This window comes from Salmonella sp. SAL04162 (genome assembly GCF_046551535.1).
GTDB classification, from domain to species: Bacteria; Pseudomonadota; Gammaproteobacteria; order Enterobacterales; family Enterobacteriaceae; genus Salmonella; species Salmonella enterica.
In genome coordinates, this window is record NZ_JBGDVX010000003.1 from 341,604 (window position 1) to 354,177 (window position 12,574).

The 12,574-nt window shown below is 51.7% G+C and carries 14 protein-coding genes; 11 read left to right on the forward strand and 3 right to left on the reverse strand.

What is annotated here, in order from left to right; all coding sequences use genetic code 11:
• Positions 1-3 precede the first annotated feature (3 nt).
• The 10 genes from ACLJRH_RS08515 to ACLJRH_RS08560 all read left to right on the forward strand — a co-directional run bounded on the left by ACLJRH_RS08515 (position 4) and on the right by ACLJRH_RS08560 (position 9,150).
• Complete coding sequence (locus ACLJRH_RS08515; RefSeq protein WP_001651016.1) at positions 4-351, forward strand: hypothetical protein; 348 nt, start codon at positions 4-6, stop codon at positions 349-351.
• Positions 344-3,106: a TOPRIM and DUF927 domain-containing protein gene (locus ACLJRH_RS08520; protein WP_001651017.1), complete on the forward strand. Its 2,763-nt coding sequence runs from the start codon at positions 344-346 to the stop codon at positions 3,104-3,106. Before ACLJRH_RS08515 ends, ACLJRH_RS08520 begins: the two co-directional genes overlap by 8 nt.
• A gap of 213 nt (positions 3,107-3,319) precedes the next feature.
• On the forward strand, positions 3,320-3,808 hold the full coding sequence (locus tag ACLJRH_RS08525; protein WP_001651019.1) for a ProQ/FINO family protein: 489 nt from the start codon (positions 3,320-3,322) through the stop codon (positions 3,806-3,808).
• Complete coding sequence (locus ACLJRH_RS08530; RefSeq protein WP_023223121.1) at positions 3,801-4,076, forward strand: PerC family transcriptional regulator; 276 nt, start codon at positions 3,801-3,803, stop codon at positions 4,074-4,076. The genes ACLJRH_RS08525 and ACLJRH_RS08530 overlap by 8 nt, the downstream gene beginning before the upstream one ends.
• Positions 4,077-4,175: 99 nt before the next feature.
• Entirely contained in the window at positions 4,176-4,550 is a 375-nt protein-coding gene (locus ACLJRH_RS08535) for a hypothetical protein (RefSeq protein ID WP_023223122.1), read from the forward strand.
• A 171-nt stretch (positions 4,551-4,721) separates the two neighbouring features.
• Complete coding sequence (locus tag ACLJRH_RS08540) at positions 4,722-4,892, forward strand: hypothetical protein (RefSeq protein WP_001651020.1); 171 nt, start codon at positions 4,722-4,724, stop codon at positions 4,890-4,892.
• Positions 4,892-5,212 (forward strand): hypothetical protein, encoded by a 321-nt coding sequence (locus ACLJRH_RS08545; protein ID WP_001651021.1) that lies wholly within the window; start codon positions 4,892-4,894, stop codon positions 5,210-5,212. Before ACLJRH_RS08540 ends, ACLJRH_RS08545 begins: the two co-directional genes overlap by 1 nt.
• A gap of 9 nt (positions 5,213-5,221) precedes the next feature.
• On the forward strand, positions 5,222-8,191 hold the full coding sequence (locus ACLJRH_RS08550; RefSeq protein WP_010835592.1) for a hypothetical protein: 2,970 nt from the start codon (positions 5,222-5,224) through the stop codon (positions 8,189-8,191).
• Between the two features lie 99 nt (positions 8,192-8,290).
• Positions 8,291-8,572, forward strand: coding sequence for an HGGxSTG domain-containing protein (locus ACLJRH_RS08555; RefSeq protein ID WP_072101397.1), 282 nt, complete (start codon positions 8,291-8,293; stop codon positions 8,570-8,572).
• A 386-nt stretch (positions 8,573-8,958) separates the two neighbouring features.
• A complete protein-coding gene (locus ACLJRH_RS08560) occupies positions 8,959-9,150 on the forward strand; it encodes a hypothetical protein (RefSeq protein ID WP_001651024.1) in 192 nt (63 codons plus the stop codon).
• Between the two features lie 47 nt (positions 9,151-9,197).
• Here the strand turns inward: ACLJRH_RS08560 and ACLJRH_RS08565 are convergent, their stop codons facing one another.
• From ACLJRH_RS08565 to ACLJRH_RS08575, 3 genes are all read right to left on the reverse strand, one after another.
• Entirely contained in the window at positions 9,198-9,629 is a 432-nt protein-coding gene (locus tag ACLJRH_RS08565) for a hypothetical protein (protein WP_001651025.1), read from the reverse strand.
• Between the two features lie 388 nt (positions 9,630-10,017).
• Positions 10,018-10,407, reverse strand: coding sequence for a hypothetical protein (locus ACLJRH_RS08570; protein ID WP_023223123.1), 390 nt, complete (start codon positions 10,405-10,407; stop codon positions 10,018-10,020).
• Positions 10,408-10,671: 264 nt separating this feature from the next.
• The gene (locus ACLJRH_RS08575) at positions 10,672-11,574 is read right to left on the reverse strand and encodes a LysR family transcriptional regulator (RefSeq protein ID WP_001050870.1); all 903 of its coding nucleotides are present in this window, start codon (positions 11,572-11,574) and stop codon (positions 10,672-10,674) included.
• A gap of 73 nt (positions 11,575-11,647) precedes the next feature.
• Between ACLJRH_RS08575 and ACLJRH_RS08580 the strand changes: the two genes are divergently transcribed.
• Positions 11,648-12,529, forward strand: coding sequence for an HARLDQ motif MBL-fold protein (locus ACLJRH_RS08580; RefSeq protein WP_023136645.1), 882 nt, complete (start codon positions 11,648-11,650; stop codon positions 12,527-12,529).
• The last annotated feature ends 45 nt before the right edge of the window (positions 12,530-12,574 follow it).

The window sequence follows — 12,574 nt, forward strand, 5'->3', positions numbered from 1 at the left end:
GACATGATTACCAAAAACTTCCGGCTCAATGCGCTGGCAAACCAGTACGCAGCAGTACTGTATAAACACGTCACCGCCACCAGCGGCGGCGAGTATTTCATGATTGATGCGGGCGGCGAGTCTGTCCGCGTGAACATTCTGGGCGGCGTAAAGGGAATGCGCGACCTTGTGGATGGCTACGCGCTGGAAGCAATCAAAGAGCATTATCCGGCGGTTCAGTGGGAAAGTATCGGGATAGCGTACCTTTCACGATGCGTTGATGCTGGCGGGCTGACTGATGCGGGATTAGAGGCGTGGGGCAACATGACCGCCGACATGGGTGCGACCGTCGCAGGGGGTCACAATGCGTAATATCGACCTTATCCGCGAAGTGACCACCGCCGCCGCTGGTAACTGGCCTTATGTGCTGGCTGGCCTGTCTATCGACGTGCCTGATTCATCACGCCGCCATGCCCCCTGCCCTGCATGTGGTGGTACGGATCGCTTCCGGTTCGATGATAACGGGCGCGGCAGCTTTATCTGCAACCAGTGTGGCGCTGGCGACGGCTTAGACCTGATTAAGAAAGTGAACAACTGCGACACTACGGAGGCGGCACAGCTTGCCGCTGATGTGCTGTGTATTGATTACCGGGCAGCGCAAACCGACCCGGCAATAGCGAGCCAGAGAAGGGAGCAACTGGAAGCTGACCGCCAGCAGCGTGAGCAGGAGCGCCAGAAACAGGCAGCAGAGGACGCAGAGCAGCGAAGGGCTACGTTTGCCCGTCTGTATGCTGAAATGCGCCAGAGCGTCACGCAGGGCGAATCTGAGTACCTGCAATCAAAAGGGCTGTCCGGGTTTAACTATCCTGTTATGACGGATGGATCGTTATTGCTGGAACTGGTGGGCGAATCAGGCGCAGTGACCGCTGCACAGACCATTACACCGCAGGGAGAGAAGCGACTTCTGACAGGTTCAGCGAAGCGCGGGGCATATCACGTAGTAAACGCACCAGAACAGCCGCAGTGCGTGTTAATTGCTGAGGGGCTGGCGACCGCCCTATCTGTTCACCTGATGCGCCCGGAGGCGCTGACAGTGGCAGCGGTAGACGCTGGCAACCTGCTACCCGTTGCCGAAGTGATGCGCCGGATATATCCAGCCGCGCAGATTGTCATTGCCGCCGATAACGACCACCAGCGGGACGGACAGGCGAACACGGGCAAAGATGCTGCAGAGAAAGCCGCCTTATCCGTGGCTGGCTGGGTGGCGTTGCCACCGACAGACCATAAAGCAGACTGGGACGACTACCGCCAGCAAAACGGGCTGGAAGCCGCTACAGCCGCATTTAGTGATTCGATGTACCAGATTCAGGGGGAAGCCGTGAAACCACAGTTACAGGCCATTGAGGGTGGCAAAACTGACCAGCCAGAGAAAGACCCGCTAAAACCGCGCATTGAGAGCCGCAAAGATGGCGTTTACTGGATCACGCCTAAAGTGGACAAGGAAAGCGGCGAGATTATCAACAATGAAAACTGGCTTGCATCGCCTCTGGAGGTTATCGGCACCGGGCGCGACGAAAAGGATCAGTACCTGATAATTCGCTGGCTGGCCTTTGGTTCAGATTCGCACGTTACCGCCGCAATCCCTCTGGCCGATATTGGTGAGCGCGAGGGATGGCGCACGCTTAAAGCTGGCGGCATCAACGTCACGACTAAAAGCAGCCTTCGCGCCATTCTGGCCGACTGGCTACAGCGTAGCGGTGCGCGAGAGCTGTGGCGTGTTGCTCATGCCACCGGCTGGCAGTGCGGCGCATACATCATGCCTGATGGTGAAATTATCGGAACGCCTGAACATCCTGTTCTGTTCAATGGCCGCAGTTCTGCCGCTGCCGGATATACCGTTACGGGTACCGCAGAAGGGTGGCGTAACAGCGTAGCGCGGCTGGCACATGGCAATTACTCAATGATGACCGGCATTGCCGCAGCGCTGGCGGCGCCTTTAATCGGGTTATCAGGCGCTGACGGGTTCGGGATTCACTTTTACGAGCAGTCGAGCGCAGGTAAGACAACCACTGCGAACGTGGCAAGCAGTCTGTACGGCAACCCCGATTTATTACGTCTGACGTGGTACGGCACGGCGCTGGGGCTGGCGAACGAAGCAGCCGCGCACAATGACGGCCTGATGCCTCTGGATGAAGTCGGACAGGGCGCAGATCCGGTAAGCGTGTCGCAGTCTGCCTACGCGCTGTTTAACGGCGTGGGTAAATTGCAGGGTGCGAAGGACGGCGGGAACCGGGATCTGAAACGGTGGCGGACCGTTGCCATCAGTACCGGCGAAATGGATTTAGAAACCTTCATCGCCACTGCAGGGCGGAAAACGAAGGCCGGGCAGCTGGTGCGCCTGCTCAATATCCCAATGAGCAAAGCGGTACGTTTTCACGATCACCAGAACGGTAAGCAGCACGCTGACGCCCTTAAAGATGCCTGGCAAAACCAACACGGCGCAGCGGGCCGGGCATGGATTAAATGGCTGGCAGACCACCAGCAGGAGGCAGTCAGCGTGGTACGCCAGTGTGAGGAACGGTGGCGCAGCCTGATACCCGCTGACTATGGGGAGCAGGTACACCGAGTGGGCGCGCGCTTCGCCATTCTGGAGGCTGCGTTGTTGTTGGGTGAGGTTGTAACCGGGTGGGATGCTCAGACCTGCCGTGACGCTGTACAGCACACCTATAACGCCTGGCTGCGTGAGTTTGGCACGGGCAACAGGGAGCACCAGCAGATAGTTGAGCAGACGGAGGCGTTTCTTAACGCACACGGCCTGAGTCGCTTTGCGCCTTTCCCGTACAGTCCTGCAGACATGCCCATCAGAGAACTTGCCGGATACCGCCAGCGCGGAGAGCACGACGAGAGCCCGATGATTTTCTACACCTTTCCGGCCACGTTCGAGAAGGAGATTGCTGCAGGGTTCAATGCCAAGCAGTTTGCCGAGGTGCTGAAAAATGCCGGAATGCTTACCCCGCCAAACAGCGGACGGGGGTACCAGCGCAAATCACCGCGCATTGAAGGCCGGCAGATTAACGTTTACGTACTCAACTATCAGCCAGGGGACTACAGCCAGCCAGAAGAATAATTTTCTTCATGTGCGTAGAAATGGTGTTGGTTCAGTTGGTTCAGTTGGTTCAATTTGTAAAGATGCTTGTTTTTATTAGTTATTTCTCAGAAAAGTGAACCAACACTGAACCAACAAATGCCCGTTTTGAACCAACACCAGAACATGGCTAATTACTCTCTGGCAGGAAAATACCCGCATTCCGATGATTTTTAGTGTGATGGAGACATCTTGATGAGCACACTCACGATTAACCGCAAACCGAAAGGTATATATCAGAATCTGCAGCAGGCGAAGCAGGCGGCGTCTGAGGGCAATATTTCACTGAAAGGCGTTAACGGTGCGCCTGAATTAAAGAACGGCGCAGAGAAGCGTACAGGCCCGAAAACGAAAGCAGCCAGGGCCCGCCTGAGAAAGATGATGCGCCTCGAGCAACTCTGGCCTGAGCTGTTCAGCCTGAATGAGCCAAAGCCATTGAAGATTGGGGTACTAGAGGACCTGCAAAATAGCATCGCCAGCAGAAAGATTGATTTTGGTAACGGCTCGCTAAAGGCTGCGCTGGCAGGATATACCCGGCGTTATCAGTATAAAAAGGCATTAGCGGCTGGTGGGCATCGCTTCGGTATTGATGGCACTCCTTATGGAGAAGTGACCACCGAACAGCAGCAGAACGCGCTGGCCGGCTTAACGAAATCTGCCGTGGAGAGCCAGAAAAATGGTTAAGGATGAAAAGGCCGAAGAACTCGAAGCAAAAGGACTGTACCGCCGGGCGGCTGCCCGCTGGGTTGAGGTTATGGCCCAAAGCAACAGCGAAGGGGATCGGGACTGGATAGCCACGCATCGCAAAGAATGCCTGGAAAAAATCAGAAGGCCACCAGCCAGAGCGGATGATTACGGGGACCTGCACAAGGCCGTGAATGACACTCAGCGCCGCATGGGTATTGCGAGGCCGAACGGCGAAGCATTCAGGCTGAAGGGCAAAGCTATTTAGACAATGGTAACGGAACGGGAAGCCAGTTAGCACGGGCTGTTTCCCGTTCCGCTAAACGCTGGTAGGCTTTATTCACATTTACATTTTAGGGTCAGTGATATGAAAAAAGCTTTGCTGTGTTTGCCATTTTTATTTTTAATTTATGGATGCGATGAAAGTAAGAACGCAACGGCCTCTGGTGGGTCCGATACAGCCATCAAAATGTTCAAAGCTGAAATGGATAAGGGCGATCACCCCTCCTTCACTTACGGCCACCTTGTTTTCAAACCAGACCATCAAAACAGCAATAAAGCTTTAAGTGGCTGGGTATGCGGTGATGGGAGTATGGTACGCAACGAAAGAACATTCAATTTTAAGGTAAGGGGGCATGTTATAAAAACTGATGATGTCTCATATGTCGGAGATTTGGCTGCGTTGCTGGCTGATACTGAGATGTCCAAGCAGGACGCTTTATACGACACGCATTGCAATTAACAAACATACAAACGCTGTGATAAGCCCCGCTCTGTCGGGGTTTTTTATTGTCTACATATCAATAAATTCGATCGTGAGCATTAAATAATCATTTCAAAATACGCAATGTCGCCATTAACCGTTGCTGATTATGCAAGTATAATTACTGTATAAATATCAGGAGGAACTAAAATGGCAACACCATCAGTAAAACCAGTATTGCTCAGTCGTGACCAGATTGAACAACTTCGAGCGCTGCAGGAGCAGGAGCGTAAAAAATCCCCTCTGGGCCTCGCTCCAACAATTCATGTCATCGCACGTCAGCTAATGGATCGTGCCCTGAATATGCCGAAGGAGGCGTAATGGAGCAGTTAACCAGGCTGGCAGATACCATCGCAGAAATCTATGTTCGTGAACTGGAGCGAGTAACCGGCGGAAATACCGTTGAATACAACGGCGTCTCAGGGCGGGTAGTTCCCCATAAGTTGTCATCAGGGCTGGTGGACAATGTTATCTCTGCCGTTCGTGAAGACGCTGATAAGGAAGCTTCGGCATATAAATTACTGGTGCGGCTAATTGATATTAACGGGCGCGAATACCGGATTACGGCACATGGCGCACTGGTTATAGAAAGTATGCTCAGGAACGGCCTGATGAATAGCAACAAACGTGTAGTTCACTAAGGAGGGGCAATGGAAGTCGGATCAGTTGTCTATATCATCAAAGCAGAAACAGACCAGCTGCTAAAAGCCAACAAGCAGGTCGATAAATTCCTTTCACAATTACAGTCAAACTTCGACGGAGCGGACAAAGCCGCTGATAACCTTGGCGGAACACTCAAGCAGACAAGCTCCGCTATCGATGATACCAGTGGCGCTGCGGGTGCTATGTCCCGAAATGTCGCCGCAGTAGAGGGCGCGATAGGAAAGCTTAATACCAATATTAACTCTCTAACCCGGGCTATTCTCGAATCCAGATCCGGAGTCAGCAGCGCCAGCTCAGAATTTAGCCGGGCAGAATCAATTATCGAATCGCTGGGCAACCAGCTCGCAATCCTCGAAGAACAGCAGGAAGGCAGCGCCAGAAGCGCCGCCATTTTGGCTGCACAGCTCCGGGCCGGGAGTAATGCCACTGAGGAAGAGAAAAAGACCATAGCCGATCTGACTGGGCGGCTGTACGACATGAAGAACGGCACGGAAGCGGGAGCAAAGGGAACTAAAAACTGGAAATCCACCATGCAGCAGGCGGGTTATCAGGTAAATGACTTCATCGTACAGGTTCAGGGCGGACAGTCGGCATTATTAGCGTTTAGTCAGCAGGGTTCTCAACTGGCTGGCGCATTTGGTCCGGGCGGGGCTGTGCTGGGCGCAGTGATTGCGCTTAGCTCGGTAATTGCCGGGACGCTGATTACATCGTTAAGTGGCGGTAAAAATGCCATGGAAGCCCTTAAAGATGCGACGGAGGCGATGGATCGGGTAATTAATATCTCTCAAAACGGAGTGGCTGCCCTATCTGATAAATACGCGATGTTGGCTAAAACAAATGCAGAAGCAGCCACTATCCTCCGTAATCAAGCCATTATTGAGTACAACGTCGCTGTTTCTAAAATACCAAAGGCTATAGGTGACGCAGCAGCGTCTGTAATCAACTTTGGCGACAAGGCATTAAGCGCCTTTTCGGGTGGGTATGCGTCAATTCAGGGATTTAGTGATCGGCTTGCGGCGCTTGAAATTACTACCGATGACTATTCCGAGGCAATGAAGCAGGCGTACGGAGCTGGGCAGGCATTCGAGGCTACAGCGAACAGTATTGGGAATACAGTGGGCTCAGTTGCGAGCAAGTTTGGGATTTCTGAGCAGGCCGCATTTAAACTGGTTAAGCAGATGGACGAGGTGCAAAGGACCCGAACGCCTGAAGCACTTCAAAGGCTGGTTATTGAATTACAAAATACCAAAAGCTCCTCCGATAGTGGTGCCAGCGCAATCGCTGCGTTTTTGAAGCCCCTTACAGAATTAGTCGGCGCCGCGGGAATGGCGAAAGTTAATTTGGCTGGAATGAATAGCGAAATGGATCTTCTGACTGCCGGCCAGAAGAACCTCATCAAGCAGTCTGAGCGTAACCTTGCGCTTTCAAAGCTGCAGGGGGAAGCGCGCGCACGATTGCAGGCGCAATATGCTGCTGAGGATGCAGGTTTTGCGAAAGACGATCCCCACGCTAAGCGTATGGAGGATGACGCGGCCGCCACGTACAGGAATACGCAGGCACAGAAAGACCTACAGTCCCAGCAAAAGAAAGGCGCCTCACAAGCTGAATCCATTGCTCAGAAGCTTGAGCGACTGAAGCAGCAATCAGATCTCGCAGCCGATTCGACAAAAGAATTAAGCCGCGAACAGGCAGTTCTCGCAGCCCAGCAATCACTGGGGAAAGGCGCAACTCAAGAGCAGATCGCGCTGGCTGGTAAATATCGCGGGGAAATCTGGGATACAGCAAACGCCCTTAAAGCTCAGGCCGCTGCTGAAAAACTACTACCGGAAGCCAGAGAAAACGCGAGCTACAAGCAGGATGTTGAAGACCTTAAAACCGCTCTGGCTGCCAAGAAAATAAATCAGCAGCAATATAACCAGGCGAGTGAGCAGCTTGAGCAGCAGCACCAGACTAATTTAGCAAAAATCAGAGCAGAGCAGGCATCCGTTAACCCCATTGCCGAGGCGAGAGGACAGGTAGACCCGGTTCAACAGCTTGCTAATGAGAACACTCAAAAACTGAAGCTCATGCAGCAGTACCAGCAGCAGGAGCAGGCAGTTCTTAGCCAGTCATATAAAAATGGGCAAATGTCTTATGCGGAATACATCGCCGCCAAACAGACAACAGACGCTCAGTACCTCGCGCTCAGAACCGCACAGGAAACACAGTACGAACAGCAGCGTATTGAGGCGCAGTGGGAGATCTTCCGCAACCAGAGTCAGGCTAACGAGTTGCTGGCGGCATCGCTGGATGGCCTGCAGAACAGCACTTCTAGCGCCCTTACCGGTTTGATAAATGGGACTCAAAGCCTGCAGGAATCATTCGCCAATATTGGTTCGACAATACTCAACAGCGTTGTAAGCGCCATTGTGGATATGGGTGTTCAGTATGTTAAGAGCCTGATTATAGGTAAGGCCATGTCATCTGCCGCAACTGCCGCACAAATTGCTGAGGCTGGCGCTCTAGCAACAGCTTGGGCTCCTGCAGCCATGGCGGCGTCTATTGCGACTCAGGGTAAAGCATCTGCTATCGGTTTGGCTGCCTATAGTTCTTCCATGGCGGCAGGGCAGGCACTTCCTATTGCCGGCGCCCGCTATAACGGCGGGCCCGTTGCTGCTAGCTCGATGTATCGTGTCGGTGAGCACGGAAAGCCTGAGATATTCCAGGCGGCCAATGGCAACCAGTACATGATACCCGGGGACAACGGTCGGGTGATTAGCAACCGGGATATGCAGGGAGGTGGGAGTGGTGGAGTTGTTCAACATATCACTTTTGAAATTAACACTACAGGCGGCATTTCAGATGCTGATTGGGCGCGAATTGAAGCGAACGGTGTGAAAATAAGCAAGAAAATGGCGCTTTTCCATATTCATGATGAAGCTAATCGACCTGGCGGGATAATCCAGAAAAGGAAGTAACTTTAATTAGGCTGGTGGGCTTTTATTCCACCAGCTTTATTCACTTATGCGCCCTACCCCATGAGAAGTTAGCAAAACTTGACATCAAGAGGCGAGCCTGTGACTGACAATGAGAAGCGAAAACTCTACCGAGCATGGGCAGAGAATATCTGCGCGTTAAAACCATTTCCGGCTGATTGTCGCGGCCTGACATGCGGAGCAACCACCAGAAAGGGAACACCTTGTAAAATAACGGCGCTCTTTGCTTCCGGGCGATGCAAGCTGCATGGTGGTATGAGCACTGGCGCAAAGACAGCGGAAGGAAAAGCCCGGCAGTTAGAAGGGTATCGTCGCTGGCGGGAGAAACAGCTACAGACCGACAGCGAAGCGGATGGTTCGTAATAGTGGGCCACACCGAAACAGCTACAAATTTGGACAGTCCTTGACGGGTTTAGAGACAGAGTGATGCTGGAAACCACGTCATTAGCGACTTGCGGCAGTAATACCTGCTTTGCTTGTCAAAAATAATCCTGTATGGAGTACGCTTTCTTGTACGCAGCAAAAATGGCAATTCCGGTTTTCTGACGGAATTAGCTGAAATCAAAGGGTTAGATACATCATCATCGGCATAAATGCAAAACCATGCACACGCCACGATGATGTCCACGACCTTACCCCATGAACGCGGTACGATTACGGTAAGGTTAAAAACAAAGTGCTGACAGGGCTTAAATAAAAAAGAAAGGATTCTCTTGACACCAATATCTATCCTCACAGGAGACATAACCATGCTGGATCACCAAACGCTTGAGTTAACCATGCTGGAAATCGCCAGAAAGAGCGGTAGGCCGCTGGATAGACACACTATTTATGAGGTGAGAAATGGTGTTAGAAACGCGCTGGCGGCAAAAGAACGACATCGTAAACGCATGAATGCCCCGGCCTACCAGTGGAAAAAGCCAGCATCACTACGAAGTTAGTAATATTGGTGGCCGCGCGCTCATAAGCTATTGGAGTCGGTGAACTACTACACCTCTAACAACTCTGATAGCTTTTGAGCATTATTACCTTGACGCTTCCACGCACTGTAAATGTCCTTGTCCCACGCCTTACCTGCTTTAGTCTGATACCCGGCTTCGTTGATCCGTTCGGCTATCACCCGTCCATTGTCAAAGCCCTGACGGATAGTATCAGCAGCAATTTGGATCACCGCGCTCTCGTTATACGGTTTTGGAGGTACACCTTGCTTTCCTGCCATCAACGCAGCGGCGGCAGTTTCCATTCGCTCCACCAGACCAATCATACGAGAATCAATGGTATTCTCTGGCTGGCCCAGCTTGTGACGTATAGCATCGACAAGCCATGCAGTTTTATCCCCGCCTGACGCCGCTACAGAATGATTGAATGCTTCCTGTAAATCAGCAGGAATCCGGAATGCTACCAGATTGGTTTTGCTCACTGTATAAACCGCCTAAGTGGTACTGGATGACGTACAGTATACTACCGTATAACAGCGTTATACATCATAACAGTAAGCTATAAGGTGAGATTTCTCACCTTTAACGAACGAGTAATTAATGAAAGAAGATACGGGATTTTCCCGCATGTAGACTCCACGAAAGGAAATTGAATATGGCGACGAGAAAAATGTTGGTTCAAGGCGAAACTATGTTGGTTCAAAATGGTGCTGTGTTGGTTCACTTTTCTGAGAAATAACTAATAAAAACAAGCATCTTTACAAATTGAACCAACTGAACCAACTGAACCAACACCTTTTTGCTTATATATATAAAAAAGTGGAGCGATACCCTCATACAATAAGCCGCATTGATGGCGCTGCTATTCTGTCAGGCTGGGACATCTATCCTGATTGCTTCGCCCTCTATAGGCGGCCGGACACCGGTATCCCCGGTATGCCGATATATTCCGCACTTACCCGGCAATCCGTAGCGAGCCACGTTACACCATACCCCCGGCGCATCGGCACTACTCTGGGTGATGTTTTGCCGCTGCTCATAAACCGTCACCTTTTCCAATAGCCCACCAGCCACCATATTCTCGAGGGTGCGGCGTGTGGATTCGAGCTGGTGGCGCTTGTCGAGCGATTCCATGCCATGAATGAGGTAGGCTATCCCGGACACATCGAAAGGCGGCGCGCCAATCTCACCTATCACCCATTCGAGACTATCCGGCTCGTAGTAGCTCAGTATCTCTTTTTTACGGCTGGTCATTCTCATGGCTGGACTGTCTCCTTATTGTGGGATAGATCTATCATACAATAAGGCGTGAGAGGGTGAGGCTAAGATAAGTGTAAAAAACAACCAAAAGGCCAAGCGCCTCAGAAAAGCGTGTACACAAGGGTGTACACAACAAAACATCTCCCATCACAAAATCCAGCAAAGACATGAACTTAAGCCATTCACTCAATAAACAAATCCAGAATATTGAATAATTCTGGCGCTCAATATGTCACAGAGCCCGCCTTATGCGGGCTCTCGCGTTTATCGGTAGTACGTTTTTAATTTCCGGCGAATAGCGTCGATAAGGCGCCGCTTCCACTCTACCGTTGAAGCCCGATACTGCATAAAAATAGCGCCTTCCGCCTGCTCCCCGGCAAGCGGCAGGACAAAAAGACCGCGCTTATCGGATAAATTTTCATACCAGGGGCGCGGTACAATCGCCATTAGCGGCGCCGACTGGACAGCAGGCGCAAGTTGACTGTAATCATGACAAACAAACGCCAGCGGACGTTCAAACCCGGCACGAGCCTGCTGCCTGTCCAGTTCGTTGTTCTCTTTTGTCCACGGCAAACAGTAAATGTGTTGATAATGCTGTAGATCAGCAAAATTCAACGCTGTGGCATTCTCCAGACGTGAACGCAATGGCGCGCCATAAACCGCGATCAAACGCGTAGTCCCCACCCGCTCGTAATGCAGAGCGCTGACCTGCTTTTGATGGTCGCCAATTGCCAGCACCAAATCAACCGAGCTATCCAACAGTTCATCACGCCAGGGTCGGCGGGCAAAAGGAAGGCACTCGATCACCGCCTGATGAAGATGACCTTTCTCTGCGAGAACAGGCGTAAGCAGCGCGTTCAATGCGGGAGGAAGTACCACCCGGAAACAACGGGAGCCGTTCTCTTTATCGCCAAACAGCTCCTCATTAAGCGAAACAAACACAGGCGCCAATTTGTCACGCAGCGCCTGCGCATAAGGCGTAGGAATCTGGCGGTTCCCTTCCCGTCGAAACAATGGGTCGTTTAGCGCATCGCGCAATCTCATTAACGCATGACTTACCGCAGAAGGCGACAAAGCCAGCTTTTGCGCCGTTTTCCCCGTAGAGCTCGTCTCCAGCAGCACATACAGTACTTTTAACAGGTTCATATCCATTTGCAGCAAGTTCATTAAACGTCTCTCTTATTGAACCTGACTAAATTACTGCCAGGTATACTGCGGGCGCTTCAATCAGGAGAACATTATGAATCGCTATGAATTATTCTTTGTATGTATATTTTCAACATCAGCACTTCCTGCCATGGCGGCATTAGATCCTTCACAACCGTTATCACCCGCGCCTCCGTTATCACTGTTTAAAGCGTGGGCTAAGCCTATGAAGCCGTTTCAAATCACAGAAGGCGTGTGGTATGTCGGCACGGAAAATCTCTCTTCTATTCTGCTGACCACCCCGGCAGGGCATATTCTTATTGATGCGGGATTGGATGAAAGCGCACCGCAAATTAAAGCGAATATTGAAGCGGCAGGATTCCGCCTCACAGACATACGCTATCTATTGAACAGCCATGCGCGGCTGGATCAAGCGGGGGGCATGGCACGTTTGAAAGCGTGGAGCGGCGCACAATTGGTCGCCAGCCAACCCAACGCCGATCAGATGGCGAGGGGTGGACGAGAGGATTTTGCGCTTGGCGATGCGCTCCCCTTCCCGCCCGTCACCACTGATAAAATTATCCACAACCAGGAAAGCATCAGCCTCGGAGGGATAACCGTGACAGCACTATTCACGCCTGGACATCTGCCCGGCTCAACTTCCTGGCGCGTAACGCTCCGCAACGGCAAGACGCTAATTTACGCAGATAGTCTCGCCACACCTGACTATCTGCTGATTAACAACAAAAATTACCCTGACCTGGTTACTGATATTCAGAGCAGCTTTAAAACACTGGCCGCCCAGCATGTTGATATCTTTATTGCCAACAAAGGTGACCGCTTCGGGCTACTGGAGAAACGACAGCAACTTCGCAACGGCGATACACAGGCATTCTTTGATTCCAATGGCTTGCAACAGTATGTGGAACGCTCGCGCCAGCGCTTCATCACACAACTTACCGCACAGCAGCCATAATGAAATGATTCACCGGCGGCGCGTCCAGGGCGCCGTTCTTTTAAA

Coding starts and splice junctions, on each gene's coding strand:
- ACLJRH_RS08520 (WP_001651017.1), top strand. CDS start 344: ATGCGTAATATCGACCTTATCCGCGAAGTGACCACCGCCGCCGCTGGT.
- ACLJRH_RS08550 (WP_010835592.1), top strand. CDS start 5,222: ATGGAAGTCGGATCAGTTGTCTATATCATCAAAGCAGAAACAGACCAG.
- ACLJRH_RS08545 (WP_001651021.1), top strand. CDS start 4,892: ATGGAGCAGTTAACCAGGCTGGCAGATACCATCGCAGAAATCTATGTT.
- ACLJRH_RS08560 (WP_001651024.1), top strand. CDS start 8,959: ATGCTGGATCACCAAACGCTTGAGTTAACCATGCTGGAAATCGCCAGA.
- ACLJRH_RS08580 (WP_023136645.1), top strand. CDS start 11,648: ATGAATCGCTATGAATTATTCTTTGTATGTATATTTTCAACATCAGCA.
- ACLJRH_RS08515 (WP_001651016.1), top strand. CDS start 4: ATGATTACCAAAAACTTCCGGCTCAATGCGCTGGCAAACCAGTACGCA.
- ACLJRH_RS08535 (WP_023223122.1), top strand. CDS start 4,176: ATGAAAAAAGCTTTGCTGTGTTTGCCATTTTTATTTTTAATTTATGGA.
- ACLJRH_RS08540 (WP_001651020.1), top strand. CDS start 4,722: ATGGCAACACCATCAGTAAAACCAGTATTGCTCAGTCGTGACCAGATT.
- ACLJRH_RS08530 (WP_023223121.1), top strand. CDS start 3,801: ATGGTTAAGGATGAAAAGGCCGAAGAACTCGAAGCAAAAGGACTGTAC.
- ACLJRH_RS08575 (WP_001050870.1), bottom strand. CDS start 11,574: ATGAACTTGCTGCAAATGGATATGAACCTGTTAAAAGTACTGTATGTG.
- ACLJRH_RS08570 (WP_023223123.1), bottom strand. CDS start 10,407: ATGAGAATGACCAGCCGTAAAAAAGAGATACTGAGCTACTACGAGCCG.
- ACLJRH_RS08525 (WP_001651019.1), top strand. CDS start 3,320: ATGAGCACACTCACGATTAACCGCAAACCGAAAGGTATATATCAGAAT.